Source organism: Paenisporosarcina sp. OV554 (assembly GCF_003058165.1).
Taxonomy (GTDB): domain Bacteria; phylum Bacillota; class Bacilli; order Bacillales_A; family Planococcaceae; genus Paenisporosarcina.
In genome coordinates, this window is sequence record NZ_QBUC01000001.1 from 320,417 (window position 1) to 347,389 (window position 26,973).

Consider the following 26,973-nt stretch of genomic DNA (forward strand, 5'->3'; position numbering starts at 1 on the left):
TCCATTTGACAATGGATCTTTACTTAGGTTACCCAAGCCTCTCAACAATTTTGTTGAGGGGCTTTTCTTTTAATAAAGAAATCGGGAGGCTACAAAGTGAAGAACCTATTAAGTATGAAAAACTTAGAAATTAATGAAATTGAATCAATGCTAACGCGAGCATTAGAATTCCAACAAAATTCACCGCACCAATTGATAAAGCAAATGACAGTGGCTAATTTGTTTTTTGAACCAAGTACAAGAACCAAAATGAGTTTTGAAATGGCCGAACGAAAATTAGGCCTGCATGTTTTACCTTTTGAAGCAGGTACCTCTAGTACGACAAAAGGGGAAACCTTATATGATACAGTCAAAACATTGGAATCTATCGGCGTGGATGCTGTAGTCATAAGGCATGAAGAAAATGGTTTTTACGAAGAATTAATGTCTGGATTAAATATTGCGATTATTAATGGCGGGGATGGCTCGGGTCAGCACCCATCGCAAAGCTTGCTAGATCTTTATACAATCAAACAAGAGTTTGGAAAGTTCGAAGGTCTTCAAGTAACGATTGTTGGAGACATAGCTCATAGCCGAGTCGCAAAATCCAATGCTCAAGCTCTAAGCAATTTAGGGGCTCACGTTACATTCTTATGTCCAGAAGAATGGCAAGGAGAATTTGAATCCACTTCATCTTGGGAAGATGCGTTGCCTTCTGCGGATGTAGTGATGTTATTACGAGTACAACACGAGCGGCATGCAAAAGAAAATGAGTTTTCAAATCAACTCTATCACGAAAAATTCGGATTAACGAAAGCACGCTATGAAAAGTTAAAACCTACAGCAATCATCTTGCACCCAGCACCTGTAAATCGGGATGTTGAAATCGCAAGTGAATTAGTTGAAAGTGAGAAATCGCGGATTTTCAAACAAATGCATAACGGAGTCTTCGTGCGTATGGCAATACTAGAATCTGTATTAAAGGAGAGATTTTGATGAAAAAATTCATTCGTAACATTCAATTACTTAACGATAACAACGATTTAATAGAAGGTTCTATTTTAATCGATAAAGGACGCATAATCGAAGTGAATCCTAAGGTTGAGCCTGAGGTTGATGAAATTATCGATGGAAAGGGCCATTTTGTATCAGCAGGATTTATTGATGTACATGTTCATTTAAGAGAGCCAGGTGGTGAACATAAAGAAACGATTGAAACAGGTACTCACGCTGCAGCAAAGGGTGGATATACAACCATTTGTGCAATGCCAAATACCCGCCCAGTACCAGATACAGTAGAAAATTTAAGTCATGTGAATCAGCTCATTAAAGAAAAAGCTATGATTCGAGTGCTCCCATATGCTTCGATTACGATTCGTGAAGCTGGAAAAGAACGAACAGATCTTGCAGCTTTAAAAGAACATGGAGCATTTGCTTTCACTGACGATGGTGTTGGCGTGCAGCAAGCAGGCATGATGTTTGAAGCAATGAAAGATGCTGCAAAAATAAACATGCCGATTGTAGCGCATTGTGAAGACAACACACTGATATACGCTGGAGTAATGCACGAAGGTAAGAAAAATAAAGAGCTAGGCTTAAAAGGTATTCCTTCAATTGCAGAGTCCGTTCATATTGCTCGGGACATCTTACTAGCTGAAGCTGCAGGTGCTCACTATCATGTATGTCACGTTAGTACCAAAGAATCCGTAAGAGTCATTCGAGATGCTAAAAAAGCGGGAGTCAAAGTAACAGCTGAAGTAAGTCCTCATCATTTACTTCTTTGTGAAGATGACATTCCAGCGAACGATCCAAACTGGAAAATGAATCCTCCACTTCGAGCACGTGAAGATTTAAAAGCATTAATAGAAGGATTAGAAGATGGGACTCTTGATTTCATCGCAACGGATCATGCACCACATACGGCTCAAGAAAAAGGCGATAGCATGGAACAAGCACCATTTGGCATAGTTGGGTTGGAAACAGCATTCCCGCTTTTATATACACACTTTGTGAAAACAGGAAAATGGACGTTAACACAGCTAGTTGATTGGCTGACAAACAGGCCAGCAGATGTGTTTGGTTTGCCATACGGTAGACTGCTTATGGGAGAGTCAGCTGACTTAGTATTTATTGACTTAACAAAAGAACAAAATATAGACACTGCTACATTCGTGTCAAATGGTAAAAACACACCATTCCAAGATTGGACTTGTACAGGATGGCCGGTCATGACGATGTTTGAAGGAAATGTAATTTGGCAGGAGGAGAAATGATGATGAAAAGAAGCCTCATTTTAGAAACTGGAGATGTGTTCGTTGGAACTGCTTTTGGAAGTGTAGAAGCGAGTGCAGGTGAAGTCGTATTTACAACAGGAATGACGGGGTACCAAGAAACTTTATCTGATCCATCTTACTGCGGTCAGATTGTCACAATGACGTACCCGCTTATCGGGAACTACGGAATCAACCGTGATGATTTTGAATCAATCGAACCGGCCATAAAAGGGCTGGTTGTGCGTGAACTGGCCGATGCGCCTTCAAACTTTAGAAGTGATGCTACCTTAAATGAAATGTTTGTCTTGAAAAATATCCCGGGTATTGAAGGAATTGATACGCGCAAACTCACTCGAATCATTCGAGAACTTGGTTCGGTAAAAGGAATGTTAAGTGCTGCGGGTGAAGAAGTAAACGTTGATGAAGTAGTGGCAAAGTTGAAAAATATAACGTTTCCTACAGATCAAGTTAACCAAGTATCAACAAAACGTCCATATCCAAGTCCAGGGCGAGGAAAACGGGTTGTACTTGTCGATTTTGGCATGAAACACGGGATCTTAAGAGAACTAAATAAACGGGACTGTGATGTTATGGTGGTTCCTTATAATACGACGGCAGAACAAATTATGGCGATTTATCCAGATGGAATCATGTTATCAAATGGCCCTGGAGACCCGAAAGATGTGCCAGAAGCGATTGAAATGTTGCAAAAAGTAATCGGGAAAATACCGATTTTTGGAATATGTCTAGGACATCAACTATTTGCACTGGCAAGTGGCGGAGATACCTTTAAGTTGAAATTTGGCCATCGAGGTGCGAATCACCCGGTAAAAGATTTAGAATCAGGCCGAACGGAAATTACTTCACAAAATCACGGCTACGCAGTTGATGAAAATTCGTTAACAGGAACACGTTTGAAAGTAACACATATCGCATTAAACGATGGCACTGTTGAAGGGTTAGCACATTTGGATGTACCTGCTTTTACAGTCCAATATCATCCAGAAGCATCACCAGGACCAGAAGATTCCAATCACTTATTCGATCGCTTTATTGAGTTAATGAACGCTAATGTGAAGGGAGAAAAACAAAATGCCTAAACGCCAAGATATTAAAACCATTCTCGTTATTGGTTCAGGTCCGATTGTTATTGGACAAGCAGCAGAATTTGATTATGCAGGTACACAAGCTTGTCTTGCTTTGAAAGAGGAAGGCTATCGAGTTATATTAATCAATTCAAATCCAGCAACAATCATGACGGATACTGAAATCGCAGACAAAGTATATATTGAACCAATTACATTGGAATTCGTTAGTCGAATCTTACGTAAAGAACGTCCTGATGCGCTTCTCCCAACGCTCGGTGGGCAAACAGGATTAAATATGGCCATTGAACTAGACGAATCAGGCATTCTAGAGGAATTAAAGATTGAAATTCTAGGTACAAAATTAGAAGCCATTCACAAAGCTGAAGATCGAGATTTATTCCGAACATTAATGAATGAATTAAATGAACCAGTACCAGATAGCGACATTATCCACAATATGGAAGAGGCTCATGCGTTTATCAAACGTATTGGTTATCCGGTAATTGTTCGTCCCGCATTTACACTTGGTGGAACTGGCGGAGGGATTTGTCACAATGATGAAGATCTCTTGGAAACAGTGACGAGTGGACTGAAATATAGTCCAGTTACACAATGTTTACTTGAAAAATCGATTGCAGGATATAAAGAAATTGAATATGAAGTTATGAGAGATTCAAATGATAATGCGATTGTCGTGTGTAACATGGAAAACTTCGACCCTGTGGGTATTCATACAGGTGATTCAATTGTTACAGCGCCAAGTCAGACCTTGTCAGACCGAGAATATCAAATGCTTAGAAATGTTTCATTGAAAATTATTCGCGCTTTGAAAATTGAAGGTGGTTGTAATGTTCAGTTAGCACTTGATCCACATAGTTTTAACTACTACATCATTGAAGTGAATCCTCGTGTTAGTCGCTCATCTGCATTAGCATCAAAAGCGACAGGTTATCCAATTGCGAAGCTAGCTGCTAAAATTGCTATCGGCTTAACACTAGATGAAATGATGAACCCAGTGACGGGCAAAACTTACGCTTGCTTTGAACCAGCACTTGACTATGTAGTAACCAAAATTCCACGCTGGCCTTTTGATAAATTCGAGTCGGCGAAACGTAATTTAGGAACTCAAATGAAAGCAACTGGTGAAGTTATGGCGATCGGTCGTACATTTGAAGAGTCTATATTAAAAGCAGTACGTTCACTTGAAACAGGACAATTTCACTTAAATCTAAAAAATGCAGAAGACATGACAGACGAGTGGATTGAAAAACGTATCCGTCGCGCAGGAGACGAGCGTTTGTTCTTTATTGGTGAAGCTCTTAGAAGAGGAGTAACAATCGAGTCGATTCACGACTGGAGTCAAATTGACTTATTCTTCTTAAATAAACTACAAAACATTGTGAAGTACGAAGAGATAGTCGCAGCAAATCCTTTTGATTTTGACGTAGCTAGAAAAGCAAAACGTATGGGCTTTGCAGATCATACTTTAGCGAAACTATGGAAGTCTGATGAATTATCTGTCTACAACTGGCGCAAAGAACAACAATTAATCCCTGTATATAAAATGGTGGATACATGCGCAGCAGAGTTTGAATCAGAAACACCTTATTTTTATGGCACTTATGAAGATGAAAACGAGTCGGTTAAAACAGAAAAAGAAAGTGTCATTGTACTAGGTTCAGGTCCAATCCGAATTGGTCAAGGTGTAGAGTTTGATTATGCGACGGTTCATTCCGTCTGGGCAATCAAAGAAGCGGGATATGAAGCGATTATTATCAATAGTAATCCAGAAACAGTATCAACAGACTTTTCAATTTCGGACAAGCTTTACTTTGAACCGTTAACGATAGAAGATGTTATGCACATTGTAGACTTAGAGCAACCGAAAGGCGTAGTCGTTCAGTTCGGTGGACAAACTGCGATTAACTTAGCGGATAAACTACAAGAACGTGGGGTTCAAATCCTTGGTACATCGTTAGAAGATTTAGATCGTGCAGAAAATCGCGATAAATTTGAACGAGCTCTTCATGAAATCGATATCCCGCAACCAATGGGTAAAACTGCTGTTTCAGCTCAACAAGCAGTAATCATTGGAAATGAAATCGGTTATCCAGTACTTGTTCGTCCTTCATATGTATTAGGAGGTCGAGCAATGCAAATTGTCTACAACCAAGAAGAGTTGGCTCATTATATGGAAACTGCTGTTGAGGCAAGTCCAGAACACCCTGTGTTAGTGGATCGCTACTTAACTGGTATAGAAATTGAAGTAGATGCCATTTCAGATGGAGAAAATGTATGTATACCAGGAATCATGGAACATATAGAACGAGCAGGTGTTCACTCAGGAGATTCTATCGCTGTCTATCCACCTCAAAACTTGTCTGATGAACATTTAAATACACTCATTGATTACACAACACGATTAGCGAAAGGGTTAAACATTATTGGCTTGTTGAATATTCAATATGTCATCTCTAAAGGTGAGGTTTATGTGATTGAGGTAAACCCTCGTTCAAGCCGAACAGTACCTTTCTTAAGTAAAATAACGAATATCCCAATGGCGAAAATTGCAACGAAAGCCATTCTAGGTCAATCTTTACCATCACAAGGAATTACCAACGGCCTTGCTCCTGCTCCACGTGGAGTGTTTGTGAAAGTTCCAGTATTTAGTTTTGCAAAACTTCGTAGAGTAGATATTACATTAGGACCTGAGATGAAGTCGACAGGGGAAGTAATGGGTAAAGACATTACATTAGAAAAAGCGCTTTACAAAGGATTAGTCGCTGCAGGAATGGAAATTAAAGATCACGGATCAGTACTTATGACGATAGCAAATAAAGATAAAGAAGAAGCAGTGTCGATTGCACGACGCTTCACTTCAATAGGGTACAGGATTTTAGCAACTGAGGGTACGGCTGAATCAATTAAAGAAGCGGGAATTCCAGTAACTATGGTTAATAAAATAGGAAGTGAAGGACCAACACTTCTTGATTATATTCAAAAAGGTGAAGCACAATTTGTCATCAACACTTTGACAAAAGGCAAGCAACCTGAAAGTGACGGATTCCGTATTAGAAGAGAATCTGTAGAAAATGGTATCCCTTGCTTAACTTCTCTAGATACGGCAAAAGCCATGTTAAGCGTTATTGAATCCATGACATTCCAAGCAGAAGAAATGCCAAAGCAGGGGGTTTTTGAATGATTCGACAAGAACGCATGCGTGTCGTAAAACATAGAGAAATTGCTCACAACATTTATGAAATGACGCTAATCGGACAGCTGGTTCACGAGATGAAAAGTCCTGGTCAATTTGTCCACATTCGCGTTTCAGATAGTTATGAGCCATTGCTTCGTAGACCTATAAGCATTGCTTCTATCGATCGTGAAACGTTGGAATTCACCATCATTTATCGTGCTGAAGGACGAGGTACATCCATGCTCGCAACAAAAAATATAGGCGATGAAGTGGATGTTCTTGGTCCACTCGGAAACGGTTTCCCTATTGATGAAGCTGCACCTGGTGAAACTGTTGTCTTAGTAGGGGGGGGGATTGGCGTACCTCCTTTATATGAACTGTCTAAAAGGTTGGTAGAAAAAGGTGTAAAGCCAATCCATATTCTAGGATTCCAAACAAAAGAAGTTGTTTTTTATGAAGAGTTGTTTGGTGAATTAGGCGAAACTCATGTTGTAACAGTCGATGGAACACATGGACATCAAGGGTTTGTAACCACTGTGTTGGCCGGTTTAAAGACCGATTTCTCAACGTATTTTACATGCGGCCCCACAGCAATGCTTGTTGCAATGGAGAACATGTATCCTGACAAAAAAGGATTTTTATCGTTTGAAGAACGGATGGGCTGTGGACTAGGTGCATGTTTCGCTTGTGTATGTAAAACAACGGAACAAACAGCAGTCGATTACGTAAAAGTTTGCAGTGATGGACCTGTATTTGCTGCTGGGGTGGTGCACATATGAATCGATTAGCGATAGAAATACCAGGTTTATCCTTAAAAAATCCAATTATGCCTGCTTCCGGTTGCTTTGGTTTTGGAAAAGAATATGCCAAGCTATATGACCTTTCAAAACTCGGTGCCATCATGATTAAAGCAACAACACTTGAAACTCGCTTAGGAAATCCAACTCCTCGAGTTGCTGAAACAGCATCTGGGATGTTAAATGCAATCGGACTTCAAAATCCAGGGTTGGAAAAAGTAATAGCTGAAGAACTTAAGTGGCTCGAACAATACGAAGTACCGATTATTGCAAATGTCGCAGGTACATTAACGGAAGATTATGTGGAAGTAGCCAAACACATTTCTAAATCGAAAAATGTTAAAGCTCTAGAATTAAATATCTCGTGTCCGAATGTGAAATGTGGAGGCATAACATTTGGAACGGATGCTGCAGTAGCAGCTGAACTTACAGCTGCTGTAAAAGCAGTTTCTGAGGTGCCAGTCTATGTGAAATTGTCTCCGAATGTAACTGATATTGGTGAAATTGCCCGAGCAGTCGAAGCGGCCGGAGCAGACGGTATTACCATGATTAACACGCTTATCGGTATGCGCTTAGATACACGAACTGGTAAACCTGTTATTGCGAACGGTACAGGAGGTTTATCTGGACCTGCTGTTAAGCCTGTAGCTCTTCGAATGGTATATGAAGTGGCAAAACAAGTGTCCATTCCCATAATTGGAATGGGTGGAATAACTACGGTTGATGACGTTATTGACTTTATGTCTGCAGGAGCAAGTGCTGTAGCAGTTGGTACAGCGAATTTCGTAGATCCTTTTGTATGTCCAAACATCATCGAACAATTACCTGAGAAGTTAGATTGGTTAGGTTTAAATCATGTCTCTGAGTTGATAGGAAGGAGCCACCGATGAACAAGCACAATCCGATAATCGCCCTTGATTTTGCAACGAAAGAAGAAGTATTTCATTTTTTAAAACCGTTTAACGAGAAGTTATTTGTCAAAGTGGGGATGGAACTATATTTTCAAGAAGGACCTACTATTGTCAACGAGTTAAAAGAACGAGGACATGATGTGTTTCTAGATTTGAAACTACACGATATTCCAAATACCGTAAAGTCCGCTATGAAAGGGCTTGCCAATCTTGGAGCAGATTTAGTTAATGTCCATGCCGCAGGTGGCCTTAGAATGATGGAAAGTGCTATAGAGGGTTTAGAGGCTGGGACACCAGCAGGTAAGACACGTCCTTTAATCATTGGCGTGACACAACTAACGTCTACAAGTGAACAACAAATGCAAGAAGAGCAAAATATACACTCGTCTTTACATGATTCCGTTCTTCATTATGCAGCACTTTCAAAGCAAGCTGGCTTAGATGGAGTAGTTTGTTCTGTTTTAGAAGCTGCTACAATTAAAAATGAATGTGGGCAGGATTTCCTTCGTGTAACACCAGGGATTCGATTGAACGAAGGACAAGGTCATGATCAAATTCGAATCGCAACCCCCGAAGTTGCGAGATTAGAGGGATCTTCTTTGATTGTCGTTGGAAGAGCTATTACGCAATCAACGAATGCTGTAGAAGCTTATCACATGGTAAAACAACAATGGGAGGGTTATTAATGAAAAGTCAGCAACATGAAATTGCAACTGCGTTATTATCCATTGGAGCGGTGGAATTACGTCCTCAAGACCCATTTACATGGACGTCTGGAATTAAATCACCTATCTATTGCGACAATCGTTTAACAATGTCTAGTCCGATTGTGCGCAAACAAATTGCACAAGCTTTGGCATCTAATATTCAAGAGTTCTCCCCACAAACGAATGTCGTTGCAGGGACAGCAACTGCAGGTATCCCGCACGCTGCTTGGGTCAGTGATGTACTCAACTTGCCAATGGTCTATGTTCGTTCAAAAGCAAAAGAACATGGTCGTGGCAATCAAATTGAAGGCAAAATTGAAGCAGGACAAAAAGTCATTGTTGTGGAAGATTTGATTTCAACTGGTGGCAGCAGCATTGATGCCGTTCGAGCGTTACAAGAACAAGGATGTATCGTACTTGGTGTAGTTAGCATCTTTACATATGGCTTAAAGCGAGCAGATGAATTGTTTGAAGAAGCTGGCATTAAATACATTAGCTTAACGAACTTTGATGCATTAGTGGAAGTCGCATCACAAGCGAAACAAATTAGTGATGAAGAAAGACCTCAACTAATCGAGTGGCATGAAAAACTAAAACACGGACAACTATAGACCTTTATGTGCCATCCAACTAGTTGGATGGCTTTTATTGATGGATGGTTAAGTGCTTTCTGTGAGAAACGCTGATAGTCGACACGAATCCGTGCATAGCCGACAATAAATCGATCATAGACATCCGATAACCGCGCGTAGTTGACAAATATCCGCTCATAGAACATCCAAGCCATTAACAAAAGCCATCCATATTAAATTGGATGGCTTTTAAGTATTTTATTTACGAAGTTTTCTTACGATATCTTCACTAGGGGTTACAAATACTGTCTTTTGTTCAAAATAAATAACAAATCCGGGTTTTGAACCATTTGGTTTTTTTACATGACGTACTTCGGTATAGTCGACAGGAACAGACGATGAATCCCGAGCTTTGCTGAAGTATGCTGCAAGCATTGCAGCTTCTAAAATGGTCGCTTCATCTGGGTCATTGTCATGAATAACGACATGAGATCCTGGAATATCTTTTGTATGGAACCAAGACTGAGATTTACTCGCGATTTTAAATGTTAAATAATCATTTTGTTTGTTGTTTTTTCCGACAGAAATTGGCAATCCTGTAGTAGAGACGAAAGCTTCAGGTGTCGGCTTAACTACTTTTTTCTTCTTCTTCGAAATTCGTGCTTTCATCCAGCCTTGTTCAGCCAGTTCCTCACGAATTTCTTCGATGTCTTGTGGAGATGCTTGCATTACTTGTTGCTGTAACATTTCTAAATAGTTGATATCGTCTTGTGCTTTATCGAGTTGTTGTTGAGTTTTCAAAAGGGCTGTTTTGGCTTTGTTGTATTTCGTGTAAAAACTTTGTGCGTTTTCTACTGGTGTTTTTCTTGGGCTTAATTGTATTTTGATGACTTCATTATTTTCATCATAGTAATTGACGATTTCGGCCTCTGTCATTCCCTTTTCAAGGTTATACAAGTTTGCCATCAACAGTTCGCCATGAAGTTGGAAGGTTTCCAGTTTTTCAGCGTTCGCTTTTTCTTTAGCTAGTTTTTTCATTTTTAATTTCAATTTATCAAGTTCATTTTGTAACCAGCGTTCTAAGTCGCCAGCTTGTTGTTTTACTCGGTCACGTTCAGCTCGTGCAAAATAGACTTTGTCGAGTAATTCTCCTAAAGAATTATAGGGTGTTTTATTTCCTTCGACATGCTGTAAATCAACACTTGAAAAAATAGCTTTATTTCCACTTTCTATATATGTACCTGAAGGATTTGTTTGATCAAATTCATCTATGAACTTTTTAAATACTTCATAACTTGGTTGTTCGCTGTGTGCTACAAGGTAAGCAAGTTCTTTTGCATGTAAAGGTGAAAATCCGGCAAGGTGTGTCATGAATTCACGTGATACATCTTCCGATTCTAATAATGAGTGGAAAAAAGGTTCATCCACATCATAAGGATTTTTTTTATTTTGAGTTGGAGGTGCAATATGCGGTTGACCTGGTAATATCGTTCTGTAACTATTAACTGAAGGAGACAAGTGTTTTAAACTATCCAGGATAAGATTTCGAACTGGGTCCACTAAAATAACATTACTATGTCGTCCCATAATCTCAATATGTAATTCTCGCACCATATCGTCACCGATTTCATTTTTACTTTCTACTCTAAGAATGATAACGCGGTCCATATCGAGTTGTGTTATTGAGGAAATAAATCCACCTTCTAAATGTTTGCGAAGTAACATGCAAAACATCGGTGGTTCAGAAGGATTATCGATTGCCTCATTCGTTACGTGAATTCTCGAGTACGAAGGATGAATCGAAATAAGTAAACGACTATTCTTACCGCCAGAGCGAATTTGAAAAACAATTTCTTGTGAGTTCGGTTGTCGTATTTTTGAAATTCGTCCTGATACTAATTGTTGGAGCTCGTGCGTCATTGCTTTTGTAAATAAGCCATCAAATGCCATAAGAATTCCTCTTTCAAAACGTTTTGCTCTATCTTATCATTTTCTAAGGGTAATGTGATATAATTGGCTAAGTATGTAGCAAAGAAAGTTTAGCTTTATTAGGAGGGACGACTGTGCCGAGTCTAAAGTTTATCAATATCGGAAACGGTAGTGTGGTAGCAGTTGATCGAATTATCTCCATCTTGCAACCTGAGTCGGCGCCGATTAAGCGTCTCGTTCAAGATGCAAGAGACAAAGGATTTTTAATTGATGCAACGTATGGGAAAAAAACGCGCGCAATATTTGTTATGAATAGTGAGCATGTTGTATTATCTGCCGTTAGTGCAGAAACTATGGTAACACGTATGTTAGAACAAACCGAATAGATAAAAAGAGGGATTTAATGCGAAAAGAACGTGGATTATTAATCGTCCTTTCAGGGCCATCTGGTGTTGGGAAAGGTACAGTGCGAAAAGAATTATTCTCACAACCTGACACGAATTATGAATATTCAATTTCAATGACGACTAGAAAGCCGCGTGAAGGCGAAGTCGATGGTGTCGATTATTTTTTCAAATCTCATGAGGAATTTGAACAATTAATCGTAGAAGGGCGTTTATTAGAATACGCATCTTATGTTGGGAACTATTATGGAACCCCATTAGACTACGTAAATGCTACGCTAGACGCAGGGCGTGATGTGTTTTTAGAAATTGAAGTGCAAGGTGCATCTCAAGTGCGTGCTAAAGCCCCTGATGGCTTATTCATTTTCTTAGCACCACCAAGTCTTTCAGAATTAGAACAACGTTTAGTAGGACGAGGCACGGAAACAGATGACGTAATTGCGTCTCGTATTTTGGCTGCAAGACAAGAACTTGAAATGATGAACTTGTATGACTTTGTTGTTGAAAATGATGAAGTACAATTAGCATGTGATCGCGTAAATGCGATTGTCACTGCTGAGCATTGTCGAAGAGTACGTGTTGAAAAAAGATATCTGTCTATGTTGGAAGGGGAATATTAATTAATGTTATATCCATCAGTTGATTCATTAAAAAGTAAAATCGATTCAAAATACTCACTAGTAAGCTTAGCTTCAAAACGCGCACGCCAATTACAAGAAGAAGGCGGAGAGCGATTAACTTCTTATGTTTCTTTAAAATATGTAGGACGAGCATTAGAAGAAGTAGCTTGTGGGGCATTAACTAAAGAAGTGCAAGATGAAAAAACAATTTACGAAGACGAAATATAAATCCTATTATTACCCAATGAAAACTCCCTAAGACGTAAAATGCTTTGGGAGTTTGTTGTTTGAGAGAGGAAGAATGTTCATGCTAGCAAACAAAAATATCTTATTATGCGTAACTGGTGGAATTGCGGTATATAAAGCGGTAGCACTGGTAAGTAAATTGTCTCAAGCGGGAGCAAATGTCAAAGTAATCATGACGGAATCTGCTACAAAGTTTGTGCAGCCTCTGAGCTTTCAAGTCATGTCTAGAAATGATGTTTATACCGATACATTTGATGAAAAAAATTCACAAGTCATTGCTCATATTGATTTAGCAGACTGGGCAAATTTAGTAATCGTTGCTCCTGCAACTGCGAATGTTATTGGAAAACTTGCAAATGGATTTGGCGACGATATGGTGACAACTACCCTTTTAGCTACTACAGCCAAGGTATGGATTGCACCAGCTATGAATGTACATATGTACGACAACCCAGCAGTGAAACGCAACATCGCGACACTTGCACAAGATGGGTATGAATTTATTGAACCTTCAGAAGGTTTTTTAGCCTGCGGATATGTAGGCAAAGGAAGATTAGAAGAACCAGAAAAAATTGTTGAATTAGTTGAAGCTTTCTTTTTACCAAAAGATTTACCGTTAAAAGGTAAGAAAGTAGTAATCACTGCTGGACCAACGCGTGAACGAATCGATCCTGTGAGATTTCTAACTAACTTTTCATCTGGGAAAATGGGCTATGCCCTTGCAGAAGCAGCAGTAAAACTTGGCGCAGAGACTATTCTTGTATCAGGTCCGGTTTCTTTACCGATTCCACTTGATGTGAAAATTGAAAATGTGGAAAGTGCGGAAGAAATGTTGCAAGCTGTATTACGACATTATGATAATGCCGATATTGTCATTAAGACGGCTGCAGTAGCAGACTATCGTCCGAAAACAATTTATGCACAGAAAATGAAAAAACAAGTGGGTGACTCTACTCTCGAACTTGAGCGGACCGTTGACATATTAATGACACTTGGCCAAAGAAAATCACATCAACTATTAATTGGATTCGCAGCAGAAACAAATAATGTAGAAGCATATGCGAAAGCAAAACTAATTAAGAAAAATGCTGATTATATTGTAGCCAATGATGTCACGCGAATAGATAGTGGTTTTGGTACTGATACAAATACAGTCGTAGTCATTGGTAAAGAAAATTATATAAACCATTTTGACAATATGACGAAAAAAGAGGTAGCTACAAAGCTGTTTGAAACGATATTGGACCATGAAGAGGATGTCAAACATGTTCGCTGAGGTCATTGTAGACGTGGCAGCTTATCCGATTGATCGACCGTTTGATTACGAGGTCCCAGAAAAATACCAATCCATCATTGAAAGTGGAAGTCGTGTGAAAGTCCCATTTGGTAATCGCCAAGTTCTTGGATTTGTTATCGCATTAAAAAGTGACACAGATGTTCCTTTAAATAAACAAAAGCCAATTGGTGAATTATTAGATATCGAACCTGTTTTAACACAAGAAATGCTGGCTATGACCAAGTGGTTAAAGCGTCAAACTTTATGTTATGAAATTGATGCTCTTCAAGTCATGCTACCGTCTGCTTTACGAGCGAAATATGAAAAAACACTTCGAATTATAGATTCCAGTGCGGTGCTTCCACAAAGTGTACAAGCCTTATTTCAAGGAAAAGATAGTATTGAGCTGAAAGCAGATGAATCGAAAGAATTGCTTTCTACAATAAAAAAATTAATTAAAGAACAAATTCTAGTTCTCGAAACCGCTGTCAAACAAAAGACGGCTGTAAAAAAAGTGAGAATGGTCCAAATTGAATCCGATGTAAATCGCTTAAAAGAGATTTGTGAAAATGTCTCTAACCAAGCGAAGAAACAAAAGGACGTAATTAATTGGATGTTAGATCACGTGGGGGAGCGCATCATTTTGTCGGATGTATTAAAAAACCTTAATACATCAAATGCTGTGTTACAAGGAGTAGTAGAAAAAGGTGCGGCGAAATTAGAATTTGAAGAAGTTTACCGAGATCCTTACGCTGATAGAACGATTGATGTCTCTAAAAAACACTCATTAACTAATGAACAACACCTCGCATTGAGTGAAATTATTCATTCATATGATCATAGCGAAGCTACAACTTTTCTTCTTCATGGCATTACTGGAAGCGGTAAGACCGAAGTGTACTTACAAGCGATTGAACGATCGTTAATGGATCAAAAAGAAGCTATCGTTCTTGTTCCGGAAATCTCACTTACCCCTCAAATGACGAATCGCTTTAAAGAACGTTTTGGCTCTTTAGTTGCTGTCTTGCATAGCGGTTTATCGACTGGAGAAAAATATGATGAATGGCGAAAAATTAGTCGTGGTGAAGTCAAAGTGGTGGTGGGTGCTCGTTCTGCTATCTTTGCTCCTTTTCAAAATATTGGCTTAATTATTTTAGATGAAGAACATGAAGGTACTTATAAACAAGATGATTCCCCTCGTTATCATGCAAGAGATGTAGCGATTTGGAGAAGTGAATATCACCATTGCCCAGTCATTTTAGGAAGTGCAACCCCTTCGCTTGAATCTTATGCTCGAGCAAAAAAAGGGAACTATTCTTTGTTAACTTTAGCAAAGAGACCTCGTGAACAAGCATTACCAGAAGTATCTATCATCGACATGAGAGAGCAACTAAAAAATGGCAACAGGTCAATGTTTTCATTGGAATTAGCGGATGCTATTCGTCTACGCCTTGAAAAAGGAGAGCAAATGGTGCTGTTTCTAAACCGACGGGGTCATTCTTCATTTGTCATGTGTCGTGATTGTGGTACCGTGGTCGAATGTCCAAATTGTGATATTTCAATGACTTATCATCGATCTCAAGAACGGATTAAATGTCATTATTGTGGAGAAGAGTCTCATGTTCCAAACTCGTGTCCACAATGCGAAAGTGAACATATTCGATTTTTTGGAACTGGTACACAAAAAGTTGAAGAAGAGATTGCTCGTTTTTTCCCAACAGCTCGAGTACTACGTATGGATGTTGATACCACTCGGAAAAAAGGTTCGCATGAACATATATTGAAAATGTTTGGCGACGGTAAGGCAGACATATTGCTGGGTACTCAAATGATTGCTAAAGGGCTCGATTTTCCTAATATCACTTTAGTTGGAGTGCTTTCAGCCGATACCACTCTCCATTTGGCAGATTTCCGAGCAGCCGAAAAAACATTCCAATTGTTGACTCAAGTAAGTGGAAGAGCAGGAAGACATGATAAAAAGGGTGAAGTGGTTGTTCAAACCTACACACCAGAACACTACGCCATTCAATATGCGCAAAATCATGATTTTATTTCTTTTTATCATCAAGAAATGATGAATCGAAAACAATTTGCCTACCCACCTTTTACTTTTGTTGTGCTCATTCAGATTACGCATGAAGATGTGTTGATGACAGCGGAATACGCTCACAAAGCGGCAAATTGGCTCCGCGAAAATTTATCCAACACGGCAGAAATTATTGGACCAACAGCTTCATCCATTAGTCGTGTACAAAATAGATATCGCTATCAATGTTTGATAAAATACAAAAAAGAACCGATGCTCCCAGATGTACTTCAGCAATTAATCCGTATTTACCGGACAGATTGGCTGAAAAAAGGAATTTTAATGTCAATTGACTTAAATCCTTCATCCATTATGTGAGCAGACACGAAATGAGGAATAACATTTGACGATACGAAAAATCGTAAAACACCCATGTGAAATATTAACAACACCGACAAAGAAAGTACTTAAATTTGATCGGAAGCTCGCGACGTTATTGAAAGATATGCACGATACCATGCTTGATTCTGATGGCATTGGCATCGCAGCCCCTCAAGTAGGTGAATCCATCCGAGTAGCCATTGTTGATTTAGGTGAAGGTGAAGACATCATCGAAATGATCAACCCGGAAGTCCTCGAAACAGAAGGATCTGTAATTGATATAGAAGGTTGCTTAAGTTTCCCGGAATTGTATGGTGAGGTGGAGCGTCCTTTTTATGTGCGAATTAAAGCTCAGGAAAGAGACGGTAGATGGTACGAATTAGAGGCTGAGGATTATGAAGCAAGAGCGATTTTGCATGAAATAGACCATTTAGATGGCATATTATTTGATTCGAAAATTCTGCGTGTCGTTGATCCTTCTGAACTAGAAAATGAAGAGGAGGAAATACTTTGACCTCTTTAGTTTTTATGGGGACCCCAGAGTTTTCAGTACCGATTCTGTCCATGTTACAAGAAGAAGGATATTCTATCCTAGCTGTTGTTACACAACCAGATCGACCTGTAGGACGCAAAAAAGTGTTAACGCCAACACCCGTTAAAAAAGAAGCATTGAGACTAGGTTTACCTGTGTTGCAACCTGAGAAGCTGAAAGGTTCACAACAAATGGATGAAATCTTAGCAATGCAACCAGACATTATTGTGACGGCTGCCTTTGGCCAGATTCTTCCTAAAGAGATACTGGATGCACCTGAATTTGGCTGTTTAAATGTCCATGCTTCCCTGCTACCTGCATATCGTGGAGGTGCACCTATTCACCAAGCTATTATCGATGGTCAACACGAAACGGGTGTCACCATTATGTATATGGCTCAAAAATTAGATGCAGGTGATATCATTTCACAAAAATCAATACCGATTGAAGTTGCCGATACAACAGGAATTTTGTTTGAAAAACTTAGTATTGTTGGCAGTGACTTACTTAAAGAGACATTGCCAACTATTCTTAGCCGTAGCAATGCAAGAGTGGTGCAAGATGAAAATAAGGTAACTTTCGCTCGCAACATTTCAAGAGAGCAAGAAAGAATTGATTGGAATCAGTCAGCAAAAGATATATACAACCAAGTACGTGGACTTAATCCATGGCCTGTAGCGTATACGACTTTAAGAGAAGAAGCCGTCAAAGTATGGTGGGGGCAACCGAGTCAACAAAGCTATACTCAACCCGTAGGGACAGTGGTTGAGTTAATGGGAGATCGACTTGTTGTGCAAACAGGTTTTGAGCAAGCCTTTGAAATTACAGAATTGCAGCCAGCTGGGAAGAAAAAAATGTCTGCCGAAGAGTTTTTACGAGGCACTGGTTCTAAATTACAGATAGGGGATCAGTTTCAATGAATAATAAATCATATCGAATGTGGAACGGCAATGTCCGTGATGCCGCATTATCAATTTTAATGGCGATAGAAAAGAGTCAAGCATATAGCAATTTATTACTACACCAAACAATTGAAAAATATGATATTGATATCAAAGATCGTGCACTTTTAACGGAAATCACTTATGGGACTCTTCAACACAAGATGACTCTCGATTATTATTTACAACCATTCATTAAAGGAAAACTGGATGATTGGGTTCGTCAATTATTACGTTTATCACTTTACCAAATTCATTATTTAGATCGTATTCCAAATCACGCCGCTGTAAATGAAGCAGTTGAAATTGCTAAGAAGCGAAGCCATAAAGGAACAGCTGGATTAGTAAACGGTATTTTAAGAGGTATTTTGCGTCAAGGAGTTCGTTCAATTGACGATATACTAGACCCAATCGAACGCTTATCTATCGCATCAAGTCATCCATTATGGTTAATTCAACGCTGGGTAAAACAATTTGGTTTTGAAAAAACGGAAACGATGGCTTTTGAAAATAATATTCCACCAGCACATACTGTTCGCGTTAATACCACCCGAACTTCAGTGCAAGAAGCAATCGACATGTTACTAGATGAAGGAATTGTAGCTAATCAAAGCGAAGTAATCCCTGAGTGCCTCCACATTGAAAAGGGGCAAGTTGCTAAAACACAGGCTTATCAATACGGAGCTGTTTCAATACAAGACGAGAGTTCGATGATTCCAACATACGCACTACGAGTCGAACCGGGTCATAGAGTATTGGATATGTGTGCCGCACCGGGTGGGAAATCGATGCATATCGCGGAGAAACTAAACGGAGAAGGATTCCTTGTTTCAGTTGATTTGCATCCACATAAAGTGAAACTTATTGCTGATCAAGCAAGTCGATTAGGTTTTGAAAATATTGAAACACGCACATGGGACAGCCGAGAATTAACGAATGAGTATGACGAGCAATCGTTTGACCGTATTCTTGTAGATGCACCTTGTAGCGGGTTAGGTGTCATTCGTCGAAAACCTGATATCAAATATACAAAAAAAGAAGAGGACTTTGCTTCTTTGCATAAAGTTCAAATTAAACTTCTCGACGAAGCTTATAAGTTAATAAAGCCAAGTGGACTGATTGTATATAGTACATGTACGATAGATGAAGTTGAAAATAACGGCACTGTACAAGCTTTTCTTGCTAGCCATTCTGATATGATGTTAGACAAACTAGATATACTTCCTGAGGCTTTTCATCACTTGACAAAAGATGGGTTGATTCACATTTTTCCACAAGATTTTAACAGCGATGGTTTCTTTGTTGCAGCATTCCGTAAAAAAGACTCCGTTTCTAACAATGCAAATTAAAGAATAACTATTACCACAGAACTGCGTATAGGAATGAACAAGCAAGTATGGGATTTTAGCAAAAAACCGTCGTGAACACGGTTCTGATATTGGCGCTTCATGCAGAAAATTTCATTGTTATGATGCGTCAACAAGAAACGGAGTGACTATTGATGAAGTACACTGTATTAAGTGATATTGGTCAAAAACGATCGGTGAATGAGGATTGTGCGGCAATGTTCATACGATCTGATTTTGTCCGATTAGGTGTTATTGCTGATGGTATGGGCGGACACAATGCAGGAGATATCGCAAGTGACATGGCCATTACTAAAATCGGTAAATTTTTTTTAAGCGCTACTCCACAACATTTTTATTCTGAGGACTCGATTAAACTATGGTTTTTGCACGCTGTTGGAAAAATTAATCGATTAATTTTTGATTATTCATTAACACATGAAGATTGCCAAGGGATGGGGACCACTTTTTTAGCAGTAGTTATTACTGATAATCAAAAAATTCTTTGTCATATAGGGGATAGTCGTGCATATGGAGTACATTCGGGAACAATGATGCAATTGACGAAGGATCATTCATATGTAAATGTGTTAGTTGAAAATGGTGAAATTAGTGAAGAAGAAGCACAAAGTCATCCAAAGAAAAATTTAATTACGAAATCATTAGGAACTGAAAAAACGATTGAACCTGACTTTTTCTCTTTAATGTCACCTACATATTCATATTTACTCTTATGTTCTGATGGATTAAGTAATAAATTATCAATTGATGACATGACCAATATTCTTTCAACCAATGTCTCCATTCATGAAAAAGGAAAATACTTAGTAGACCTTGCAAATGAAAAAGGTGGAGAAGACAACATCTCTCTTGTTCTGATTAACAATACAAAAGAGGAGGTGTAGGCATGCTCTTAGGCAAAAGAATCAGTGGACGTTATAAAGTGATCGAAATGATTGGCGGCGGGGGCATGTCCAATGTTTACCTCGCTCACGACATGATATTAGATAGAGACGTAGCCATAAAAGTGTTACGTTACGATTTCTCAAATGAAGATGATTTGCATCGGAGATTTCAACGCGAAGCACTTTCAGCTACGAGTTTAACCCATCCAAACATTGTTAATATTTTTGATGTAGGTGAAGATCGTGACTTGCAATATTTGGTGATGGAGTTTGTTGAAGGCAAAACATTAAAACACTATATTGTAGATAATGCTCCTTTATCACCAGATGAGACAGTGAGAATCATGAAACAATTGACATCTGCAATCGCACACGCACATCAAAATCAAATTATTCACCGTGATATAAAACCGCAAAATATTTTGATGGATGGCGTATACCACGTCAAAATCACAGATTTTGGGATTGCAATGGCTTTGAGTGCAACATCCTTTACACAAACCAATTCAGTGCTGGGAACTGTCCATTATTTATCTCCTGAACAAGCACGTGGTGGTACTGCAACGAAGCAATCAGACATTTATGCGCTTGGTATCGTATTATACGAGCTACTAACAGGTAAATTGCCTTTTTCGGGAGAATCTGCAGTATCAATTGCATTAAAACACTTACAAACGGAAACACCTTCAGTGCGTGCTGTCGTGCCTACTATTCCACAAAGTTTAGAAAATGTAGTGATGAAAGCAACTTCAAAAGATCCAAGAAATCGTTATCAAACAGTTGAGGAAATGGAACATGACTTAAATAATGTATTATCTGCAGAACGTGCAAACGAAGCAGCCTTCGCAATTCCTTACGATGACGATGCAACTAAAGCAATGCCTGTTATAAAAGAAGGTACAAGTTACGATAAAATAACTGAAACAAAGCAACACACGAAAGAGCAAGTATTTTCTAAACCCGTGGTGGAAGAGAAAAAGAAAAAGAAAAAATGGCCATGGGTTTTGGGTATTATTTCATTGTTGCTGTTGACAAGTGTAATCGTCATTATTGCTTTTCCAGGAATGTTTGGACCTGAAAAAATTGAAGTACCAGACGTTGCAAATAAGTCCTTAAACGAAGCGATTGATAAGGTAGAAGAAGTTGGATTTATTGCGGGAAATGAAACGGAAGAGTCTTCTGAGGAAATTGAAGAAGGTAAAGTTATTCGCACAATTCCAGAAAACGGTAAAATAAGAGAAGAAGGAACTGAAATTGATTTCATTATTTCGAGTGGGAAAGAGTTAGTCTCCTTACCTGATTATGAAGGCCGTGACATTAACGAAGTAAGAGAATTATTAGCTGAACAAAATTTTAAATCTATCGAGACAGTTGAAGAATTTTCACAAGAACCTGTTGGCACTATCATTTCACAAGAACCATCTGGAGATTCTGAACTGATACCAGATGAGACAGAACTTGTGTTTGTTGTTAGTAAAGGACAAGAATTATATAGTGTCATTGATTTAACCAAACAATACAATGAAAAAACATTAAATGATTATGCTAAATCATCTGGATTTAATATTCGAATAGTAAATGAAGAGTTCTCTGCAGATGTTCCTGAAGGATTCGTGATTTCGCAAAAGCCCGTTGCTGGAACTCAGTTAGAACCGGGGAGTTCAATAGATATTGTTCTTTCAAAAGGTCCAGTTGCCAAAAAAGTTAAAACCTTTATTAAATCGGTTGAAATTCCATATGAACCAGAAACAGAAGGTGCTGAGCAAATTGTTCGTATTTATTTGCAGGATCAAACGCATTCACTTGCAGAGCCAGTAGAGGAGTTTGTCTTGACTGAATCAAAACAACAAAAAATTCAATTAGAAATAGAAGAAGGTCAAAAAGGAGCATATCGAATCATGGTCGACTCAAAAGTCATAGAAGACGAAATTATTGAGTATGACAGTTTCGATTAGGGAGGAATTCGATGCCGAAAGGACAAATTCGTAAGGCACTTAGCGGGTTTTATTATGTTCAGGACGGGCAACAATTTATTCAATGTAGAGCACGCGGTGTTTTTAGAAACCGGGGGGTAAGCCCACTGGTAGGTGACTTTGTCGATTATGAAGTGGAAGACGGTTCTGATGGAACAATCACTGTCGTACATGAACGAAAAAATGCGCTAATTCGTCCGCCTATCGCTAATGTTGATCAAGCTTTATTGGTATTTTCTTTAACTGAACCAGATTTCAATCCGTTATTATTAGATCGTTTTCTTGTTGTATTAGAATCATTTAATGTAAAGCCAATTATTTGTTTAACCAAAACGGATTTGATATCTGAATCAGAAATGGCGAAAATTCGCCCTTTTATAGATGATTACCGAGCGATTGGATATCAAATAATAGAAACATTTAAAGACGACGAAAATTTGGTTGCCAACATCGCTCCTATCTTACAAGGTAAAATCAGCGTTTTAGCTGGTCAGTCGGGTGTAGGTAAGTCAACATTACTAAATACAGTGTTGCCTTCCTTAAATATAAAAACTGGTATCATTTCACAAGCCCTTGGTCGAGGAAAACATACAACTCGTCATGTTGAACTTGTTCAAGTTTGTGACGGATTGTTAGCTGATACTCCCGGGTTCAGTTCTTTTGATTTTGATGAAATTGATAAAGAACAATTATCTTATTGTTTCCCGGAATTCCGAGCAGTATCTGATAGTTGTAAATTTAGAGAGTGTTTACACTTAAGTGAACCGAAATGTGCAGTCCTTGCTGGAGTACAATCTGGAGAGATTAAAGATTATAGATATAAGCACTATGTTAAGTTTTTAGACGAAATAAACGAGCGAAAGCCGAGGTATTAAAATGATTAAAATAGCCCCATCAATTCTAGCTGCCAACTTTTCGAAATTGGCTGAAGAAGTAATAGAAGTCGAACAAGCTGGCGCACACCTCATACACATTGATGTAATGGATGGACATTTTGTTCCAAATATTACAATGGGACCTATTGTGGTGGAAGCTTTAAGACCTGTGACAAAACTACCTTTAGATGTTCATTTAATGATTGAGAACCCCGATAACTATATTGAATCATTTGCAAAAGCTGGTGCTGATTATATAACAGTTCATGTAGAAGCGTGTCCACACTTGCACAGAACAATTCAATTGATTCGTTCATTTGGAGTAAAACCCGGAGTTGTTTTAAATCCACATACGCCTATTGAATCAATTCAGCATGTTTTAGAAGACATTGACATGGTCCTGTTTATGACAGTAAATCCTGGTTTCGGCGGTCAAAAATTTATTTACTCCGTCATTCCAAAAATAAAACAATTAGCTGATCTTATTAAAGAAAAAGATTTAGCGATTGAAATTGAAATTGATGGTGGCATTAATGCCGAAACGATTGTTCCCTGTGCGGAAGCGGGTGCCACGATTTTTGTTGCCGGTTCAGCTATCTATAATCAACAAGACCGGAAACAAGCTCTGCAAGACATTCAACAAGCAGGCGAACGAGCGATACGTGCATGACAACGGTTGTGATATGCGCTGGGGGGCCAATTGAAGAATTGGCCGACCTAAAGCCGTTCAAATCATCTAAGGATGTTGTTTTTATTGGAGCGGATAAGGGGTCAGTGTATTTACTTAACGAAGGCATCATTCCAAATGTAGCTGTCGGGGATTTTGATTCATTATCCACTAAAGAATTTACAAGTATTGAAGAGCGAGTAGCTTCAGTAAAAATAGCATCTGTGGATAAGGATGAAACAGATACAGATTTAGCGCTTACGCACTCACTCGATTTTGATCCACAAAAAATCGTGATAATGGGTGTAACAGGAGGGCGTTTGGATCATTTTATTTCTGTACTCAACAGCGTTTATCGATTTCAGATGGACAATCCCGGAATTCAGTTTATCATTCGCAACAAATGGAATGAAATGCGCTTGTTGACTCCAGGAACTACAAAAATAGCGTTCAATCCTCAATTACCATTCGTATCTTTCTTTGCTTTTCATGGAACCGTAGAGCATATTACACTTACTGGTATGAAATATAATGTGGACACTGAAACAATAAACATAGGTAGTTCACGCTTTACAAGTAATGAAGTATTGGACGAACAAGGGTCTATCTCCTTCACATCTGGCATATGTTTATTAATACGTAGCTCAGATTGATAAGAAGGAGTGAAATCATGCGTGTTTATACGTTTAGATTACCGAAATTTGTGAGTGGCTTTGCAAGAATGTGTTTAGGTTGGATGAATAGTGAAGATAAACCGAAGAGGAAAAATGAAAAAATGCCCGACTGACAATTGTCAGTCAAGCATTTTTTTTTTTGAGCGAATATTAAACGCGCTCAACTTTTCCAGATTTCATTGCTCGCGCAGAAACCCAAACACGTTTTGGCTTACCATCTACAAGAATACGAACTTTTTGTAGGTTAGCTCCCCAAGTGCGTTTTGTTTTATTCATAGCGTGAGAACGCGCATTACCAGCACGAGACTTACGCCCTGTGATTACACATACCTTTGGCATTATATTTCCTCCTCAAAAAAGAAGCTGAAAGATTTTTTTCAGTTCGTTATTTCACATACTTTAATAATTTACCACATAGTCTTTTTCTTTGCAACCACTTTTGATGTGCCTTTCAAGAAAAAAGCCTTTACAGACGAATACAGGAGATCGTTAACGTTTTCTTTTATTGCGTGACATTTTGTAGTACAATTAAGGGTAGTCAAAAAGGACTTATGAGGAGGCATTCTATATGTCAATTGAATTGAAAAATGAATTCGGACAGATTGATATTTCAAATGATGTCGTGGCGCAAATTGCAGGCGGAGCAGCGATTGAATGTTATGGGATTGTTGGAATGGCGTCAAAACATCAAATCCGAGATGGTTTAACGGATATTTTACGAAAAGAAAATTTCGCAAAAGGTGTACTTGTACGACAACATGGCGAAGATCTTCATATTGATATGTACATCGTAATCAGCTACGGCACAAAAGTTTCAGAAGTAGCTTATCAAGTTCAATCAAAAGTTAAATACACACTAAATAAAACATTAGGACTTGCAGTAAAATCAGTAAATATTTATGTTCAAGGAGTTCGTGTTACGAACCCATAAGAGGAGGAAGTAGGATATGAAGTCTTTAGACGGAATTCAATTTGCAGAAATGGTGAAAATGGGTGCCCATCACTTATTCCAAAATGCAGATTATGTGGATGCGCTAAATGTCTTTCCTGTTCCCGATGGTGATACGGGAACGAACATGAACTTGTCGATGTCTTCTGGATCAAAAGAAACAGAAGCACATGCAGTCGCTCATATTGGAAAAACAGCGCAAGCACTTTCAAAAGGATTATTAATGGGAGCTCGTGGGAACTCGGGCGTTATTTTGTCTCAGCTTTTCCGTGGATTTGGAAAAGATGTGGAAACAAAATCAACGTTAACTGCAAAAGACTTTGCTCATGCTTTCCAACACGGTGTGGATATGGCTTATAAAGCGGTTATGAAACCAGTTGAAGGTACCATTTTAACAGTAGCAAAAGATTCAGCGAAGAAAGCAGTAGAAGTTGCCGAACATGAAGATAATATAATTGTAGTTATGGAAGAATTATTAAAAGAAGCACAAGCATCCCTAGAGAGAACACCAGATTTACTTCCTGTCTTAAAAGAAGTGGGAGTTGTCGATTCTGGTGGACAAGGTCTTGTATACGTCTATGAAGGATTTATCGCTTCGATGAAGGGCGAGAAATTACCTGAAAAAACGTCTGCACATTCCATGGATGATTTAGTGAGTGCAGAACATCATAAAAAGGTACAAGGCTTCATGGATACTTCAGACATTGAATTCGGTTATTGCACAGAGTTCATGGTGAAATTCATGCCTGAAAAAGTAGCGCAAAATCCGTTCAATGAACATGCTTTCCGCGAAGGATTAAGTCAGTTTGGTGATTCGCTGCTTGTTATTTCTGATAACGAAATTGCGAAGGTACATATTCACTCTGAACAGCCTGGTAATTGTTTGGATTATGGACAAAAATTTGGTGACCTTATCAAAATCAAAATTGAAAATATGCGTCAACAACACTCCGAAATTGTAGGAGACGATTATAAAAAATCGGTTCCTACTATTGCACCAGTGAAAAAACACCCATATGCTGTTGTAACAGTAGCAATGGGCGAAGGAATTTCAGAGCTTCTTAAAAGTGTAGGGGCAAGTGCAGTAATTGAAGGTGGCCAAACAATGAACCCATCTACAGAAGATATCGTCAAAGCGATTGAATCTGTTGGCGCTGAAAAAGTACTCATTTTACCAAACAATAAAAATATAATAATGGCTGCTGAACAAGCTGCTGAAGTAATCGGTATTGAGGCTGCGGTTGTACCGACAAAATCTGTACCTCAAGGAATGGCTGCGATATTAGCATTCAATCCTGAAGCTTCAGTAGAAGACAATAAAACAAAAATGACAGAAGCTTACGCTCATGTTAAAACTGGACAAGTAACCTTTGCTGTCCGTGATACTTCTATTGATGGTGTCGAAATTCAAAAAGATGATTTCATGGCGATTTCTGAAGGGAAGATTATTTTGGCATCAGCTTCAATTGAAGAAGTGTCAAAAACGCTAATCCATGACTTAGTCGATGAAGATGCCGAGATTATTACGATTATTTACGGAGAAGATGTCACAGAAGCGGATGCCAATGAATTGGCTGCATTCGTTGAAGAAAACTACTCTCATGCGGATGTTGAAGTATACAGTGGAAAACAACCGCTGTATCCATATATCATCTCAGTCGAATAAACAATAAAAGCAGTGAATCGAATTGGTTCACTGCTTTTTA

At 38.7% G+C, this 26,973-nt stretch carries 26 protein-coding genes; 24 read left to right on the plus strand and 2 right to left on the minus strand.

Features of this window, described 5'->3' with window-relative positions; translation table 11 throughout:
- Positions 1 to 96: 96 nt before the first annotated feature.
- From C8K15_RS01515 to pyrE, 8 genes are read left to right on the plus strand one after another with little or no spacing between them, the layout of a single operon-like run.
- Positions 97 to 975 (plus strand): aspartate carbamoyltransferase catalytic subunit, encoded by an 879-nt coding sequence (locus tag C8K15_RS01515; protein WP_108584563.1) that lies wholly within the window; start codon positions 97 to 99, stop codon positions 973 to 975.
- Positions 975 to 2,252: a dihydroorotase gene (locus C8K15_RS01520; protein ID WP_108584564.1), complete on the plus strand. Its 1,278-nt coding sequence runs from the start codon at positions 975 to 977 to the stop codon at positions 2,250 to 2,252. The genes C8K15_RS01515 and C8K15_RS01520 overlap by 1 nt, the downstream gene beginning before the upstream one ends.
- Positions 2,252 to 3,352: a carbamoyl phosphate synthase small subunit gene (locus C8K15_RS01525; RefSeq protein ID WP_108584566.1), complete on the plus strand. Its 1,101-nt coding sequence runs from the start codon at positions 2,252 to 2,254 to the stop codon at positions 3,350 to 3,352. Before C8K15_RS01520 ends, C8K15_RS01525 begins: the two co-directional genes overlap by 1 nt.
- On the plus strand, positions 3,345 to 6,542 hold the full coding sequence (gene carB, locus C8K15_RS01530) for a carbamoyl-phosphate synthase large subunit (RefSeq protein ID WP_108584567.1): 3,198 nt from the start codon (positions 3,345 to 3,347) through the stop codon (positions 6,540 to 6,542). Before C8K15_RS01525 ends, carB begins: the two co-directional genes overlap by 8 nt.
- A complete protein-coding gene (locus tag C8K15_RS01535; protein WP_108584569.1) occupies positions 6,539 to 7,315 on the plus strand; it encodes a dihydroorotate dehydrogenase electron transfer subunit in 777 nt (258 codons plus the stop codon). Before carB ends, C8K15_RS01535 begins: the two co-directional genes overlap by 4 nt.
- Positions 7,312 to 8,223, plus strand: coding sequence for a dihydroorotate dehydrogenase (locus C8K15_RS01540; RefSeq protein ID WP_108584571.1), 912 nt, complete (start codon positions 7,312 to 7,314; stop codon positions 8,221 to 8,223). Before C8K15_RS01535 ends, C8K15_RS01540 begins: the two co-directional genes overlap by 4 nt.
- Positions 8,220 to 8,930 (plus strand): orotidine-5'-phosphate decarboxylase, encoded by a 711-nt coding sequence (gene pyrF, locus C8K15_RS01545; protein ID WP_108584572.1) that lies wholly within the window; start codon positions 8,220 to 8,222, stop codon positions 8,928 to 8,930. Before C8K15_RS01540 ends, pyrF begins: the two co-directional genes overlap by 4 nt.
- Positions 8,930 to 9,562 (plus strand): orotate phosphoribosyltransferase, encoded by a 633-nt coding sequence (gene pyrE, locus C8K15_RS01550; protein ID WP_108584573.1) that lies wholly within the window; start codon positions 8,930 to 8,932, stop codon positions 9,560 to 9,562. The genes pyrF and pyrE overlap by 1 nt, the downstream gene beginning before the upstream one ends.
- 219 nt (positions 9,563 to 9,781) lie before the next feature.
- Here pyrE and C8K15_RS01555 read toward each other — a convergent pair whose 3' ends face one another.
- Positions 9,782 to 11,473, minus strand: a complete 1,692-nt coding sequence (locus C8K15_RS01555; RefSeq protein WP_108584574.1) for an Rqc2 family fibronectin-binding protein — start codon at positions 11,471 to 11,473, stop codon at positions 9,782 to 9,784.
- A gap of 113 nt (positions 11,474 to 11,586) precedes the next feature.
- On the opposite strand from C8K15_RS01555, the gene C8K15_RS01560 reads away from it, so the two are divergent.
- The 14 genes from C8K15_RS01560 (at position 11,587) to spoVM (ending at position 24,431) form a co-directional block, all read left to right on the plus strand.
- Positions 11,587 to 11,838: a DUF370 domain-containing protein gene (locus C8K15_RS01560; RefSeq protein ID WP_108584575.1), complete on the plus strand. Its 252-nt coding sequence runs from the start codon at positions 11,587 to 11,589 to the stop codon at positions 11,836 to 11,838.
- Between the two features lie 17 nt (positions 11,839 to 11,855).
- Positions 11,856 to 12,476 carry a guanylate kinase gene (gene gmk, locus C8K15_RS01565; protein ID WP_108584577.1) on the plus strand — a complete coding sequence of 207 codons (621 nt, stop codon included), beginning with the start codon at positions 11,856 to 11,858 and terminating at the stop codon, positions 12,474 to 12,476.
- A 3-nt stretch (positions 12,477 to 12,479) separates the two neighbouring features.
- A complete protein-coding gene (gene rpoZ / locus C8K15_RS01570; protein WP_108584578.1) occupies positions 12,480 to 12,704 on the plus strand; it encodes a DNA-directed RNA polymerase subunit omega in 225 nt (74 codons plus the stop codon).
- 79 nt (positions 12,705 to 12,783) lie between these two features.
- The gene (gene coaBC, locus C8K15_RS01575) at positions 12,784 to 13,998 is read left to right on the plus strand and encodes a bifunctional phosphopantothenoylcysteine decarboxylase/phosphopantothenate--cysteine ligase CoaBC (RefSeq protein ID WP_108584580.1); all 1,215 of its coding nucleotides are present in this window, start codon (positions 12,784 to 12,786) and stop codon (positions 13,996 to 13,998) included.
- Complete coding sequence (gene priA / locus C8K15_RS01580) at positions 13,988 to 16,402, plus strand: primosomal protein N' (RefSeq protein WP_108584582.1); 2,415 nt, start codon at positions 13,988 to 13,990, stop codon at positions 16,400 to 16,402. Before coaBC ends, priA begins: the two co-directional genes overlap by 11 nt.
- Positions 16,403 to 16,427: 25 nt before the next feature.
- The gene (gene def, locus C8K15_RS01585; RefSeq protein WP_108584583.1) at positions 16,428 to 16,919 is read left to right on the plus strand and encodes a peptide deformylase; all 492 of its coding nucleotides are present in this window, start codon (positions 16,428 to 16,430) and stop codon (positions 16,917 to 16,919) included.
- Positions 16,916 to 17,857 carry a methionyl-tRNA formyltransferase gene (fmt, locus tag C8K15_RS01590; RefSeq protein WP_108584584.1) on the plus strand — a complete coding sequence of 314 codons (942 nt, stop codon included), beginning with the start codon at positions 16,916 to 16,918 and terminating at the stop codon, positions 17,855 to 17,857. Before def ends, fmt begins: the two co-directional genes overlap by 4 nt.
- Positions 17,854 to 19,227 (plus strand): 16S rRNA (cytosine(967)-C(5))-methyltransferase RsmB, encoded by a 1,374-nt coding sequence (gene rsmB / locus C8K15_RS01595; RefSeq protein ID WP_108584586.1) that lies wholly within the window; start codon positions 17,854 to 17,856, stop codon positions 19,225 to 19,227. The genes fmt and rsmB overlap by 4 nt, the downstream gene beginning before the upstream one ends.
- A gap of 152 nt (positions 19,228 to 19,379) precedes the next feature.
- On the plus strand, positions 19,380 to 20,129 hold the full coding sequence (locus tag C8K15_RS01600; RefSeq protein WP_108584587.1) for a Stp1/IreP family PP2C-type Ser/Thr phosphatase: 750 nt from the start codon (positions 19,380 to 19,382) through the stop codon (positions 20,127 to 20,129).
- Between the two features lie 2 nt (positions 20,130 to 20,131).
- Entirely contained in the window at positions 20,132 to 22,084 is a 1,953-nt protein-coding gene (gene pknB, locus C8K15_RS01605) for a Stk1 family PASTA domain-containing Ser/Thr kinase (RefSeq protein ID WP_108584589.1), read from the plus strand.
- Between the two features lie 11 nt (positions 22,085 to 22,095).
- Positions 22,096 to 22,977, plus strand: coding sequence for a ribosome small subunit-dependent GTPase A (gene rsgA / locus C8K15_RS01610; protein ID WP_108584591.1), 882 nt, complete (start codon positions 22,096 to 22,098; stop codon positions 22,975 to 22,977).
- A 1-nt stretch (position 22,978) separates the two neighbouring features.
- Complete coding sequence (gene rpe / locus C8K15_RS01615; RefSeq protein WP_108584592.1) at positions 22,979 to 23,647, plus strand: ribulose-phosphate 3-epimerase; 669 nt, start codon at positions 22,979 to 22,981, stop codon at positions 23,645 to 23,647.
- Entirely contained in the window at positions 23,644 to 24,297 is a 654-nt protein-coding gene (locus tag C8K15_RS01620) for a thiamine diphosphokinase (protein WP_108584594.1), read from the plus strand. The genes rpe and C8K15_RS01620 overlap by 4 nt, the downstream gene beginning before the upstream one ends.
- A gap of 17 nt (positions 24,298 to 24,314) precedes the next feature.
- Positions 24,315 to 24,431 (plus strand): stage V sporulation protein SpoVM, encoded by a 117-nt coding sequence (spoVM, locus tag C8K15_RS01625; protein WP_108584595.1) that lies wholly within the window; start codon positions 24,315 to 24,317, stop codon positions 24,429 to 24,431.
- Between the two features lie 37 nt (positions 24,432 to 24,468).
- Here spoVM and rpmB read toward each other — a convergent pair whose 3' ends face one another.
- Positions 24,469 to 24,657, minus strand: coding sequence for a 50S ribosomal protein L28 (gene rpmB / locus C8K15_RS01630; protein ID WP_024535039.1), 189 nt, complete (start codon positions 24,655 to 24,657; stop codon positions 24,469 to 24,471).
- A 229-nt stretch (positions 24,658 to 24,886) separates the two neighbouring features.
- On the opposite strand from rpmB, the gene C8K15_RS01635 reads away from it, so the two are divergent.
- Positions 24,887 to 25,249 carry an Asp23/Gls24 family envelope stress response protein gene (locus C8K15_RS01635; RefSeq protein WP_108584597.1) on the plus strand — a complete coding sequence of 121 codons (363 nt, stop codon included), beginning with the start codon at positions 24,887 to 24,889 and terminating at the stop codon, positions 25,247 to 25,249.
- Between the two features lie 16 nt (positions 25,250 to 25,265).
- Positions 25,266 to 26,933 carry a DAK2 domain-containing protein gene (locus C8K15_RS01640; protein WP_108584598.1) on the plus strand — a complete coding sequence of 556 codons (1,668 nt, stop codon included), beginning with the start codon at positions 25,266 to 25,268 and terminating at the stop codon, positions 26,931 to 26,933.
- The last annotated feature ends 40 nt before the right edge of the window (positions 26,934 to 26,973 follow it).

Bases quoted from the DNA above. Each gene is read 5' to 3' on its own strand.
- rpe (WP_108584592.1), top strand. From the start codon at position 22,979: ATGATTAAAATAGCCCCATCAATTCTAGCTGCCAACTTTTCGAAATTG.
- pyrE (WP_108584573.1), top strand. From the start codon at position 8,930: ATGAAAAGTCAGCAACATGAAATTGCAACTGCGTTATTATCCATTGGA.
- C8K15_RS01535 (WP_108584569.1), top strand. From the start codon at position 6,539: ATGATTCGACAAGAACGCATGCGTGTCGTAAAACATAGAGAAATTGCT.
- rsgA (WP_108584591.1), top strand. From the start codon at position 22,096: ATGCCGAAAGGACAAATTCGTAAGGCACTTAGCGGGTTTTATTATGTT.
- rsmB (WP_108584586.1), top strand. From the start codon at position 17,854: ATGAATAATAAATCATATCGAATGTGGAACGGCAATGTCCGTGATGCC.
- C8K15_RS01600 (WP_108584587.1), top strand. From the start codon at position 19,380: ATGAAGTACACTGTATTAAGTGATATTGGTCAAAAACGATCGGTGAAT.
- pknB (WP_108584589.1), top strand. From the start codon at position 20,132: ATGCTCTTAGGCAAAAGAATCAGTGGACGTTATAAAGTGATCGAAATG.
- carB (WP_108584567.1), top strand. From the start codon at position 3,345: ATGCCTAAACGCCAAGATATTAAAACCATTCTCGTTATTGGTTCAGGT.
- rpoZ (WP_108584578.1), top strand. From the start codon at position 12,480: ATGTTATATCCATCAGTTGATTCATTAAAAAGTAAAATCGATTCAAAA.
- C8K15_RS01635 (WP_108584597.1), top strand. From the start codon at position 24,887: ATGTCAATTGAATTGAAAAATGAATTCGGACAGATTGATATTTCAAAT.
- spoVM (WP_108584595.1), top strand. From the start codon at position 24,315: ATGCGTGTTTATACGTTTAGATTACCGAAATTTGTGAGTGGCTTTGCA.
- C8K15_RS01525 (WP_108584566.1), top strand. From the start codon at position 2,252: ATGATGAAAAGAAGCCTCATTTTAGAAACTGGAGATGTGTTCGTTGGA.
- C8K15_RS01520 (WP_108584564.1), top strand. From the start codon at position 975: ATGAAAAAATTCATTCGTAACATTCAATTACTTAACGATAACAACGAT.
- pyrF (WP_108584572.1), top strand. From the start codon at position 8,220: ATGAACAAGCACAATCCGATAATCGCCCTTGATTTTGCAACGAAAGAA.
- coaBC (WP_108584580.1), top strand. From the start codon at position 12,784: ATGCTAGCAAACAAAAATATCTTATTATGCGTAACTGGTGGAATTGCG.
- C8K15_RS01555 (WP_108584574.1), bottom strand. From the start codon at position 11,473: ATGGCATTTGATGGCTTATTTACAAAAGCAATGACGCACGAGCTCCAA.
- C8K15_RS01540 (WP_108584571.1), top strand. From the start codon at position 7,312: ATGAATCGATTAGCGATAGAAATACCAGGTTTATCCTTAAAAAATCCA.
- C8K15_RS01620 (WP_108584594.1), top strand. From the start codon at position 23,644: ATGACAACGGTTGTGATATGCGCTGGGGGGCCAATTGAAGAATTGGCC.
- priA (WP_108584582.1), top strand. From the start codon at position 13,988: ATGTTCGCTGAGGTCATTGTAGACGTGGCAGCTTATCCGATTGATCGA.
- rpmB (WP_024535039.1), bottom strand. From the start codon at position 24,657: ATGCCAAAGGTATGTGTAATCACAGGGCGTAAGTCTCGTGCTGGTAAT.
- C8K15_RS01640 (WP_108584598.1), top strand. From the start codon at position 25,266: ATGAAGTCTTTAGACGGAATTCAATTTGCAGAAATGGTGAAAATGGGT.
- gmk (WP_108584577.1), top strand. From the start codon at position 11,856: ATGCGAAAAGAACGTGGATTATTAATCGTCCTTTCAGGGCCATCTGGT.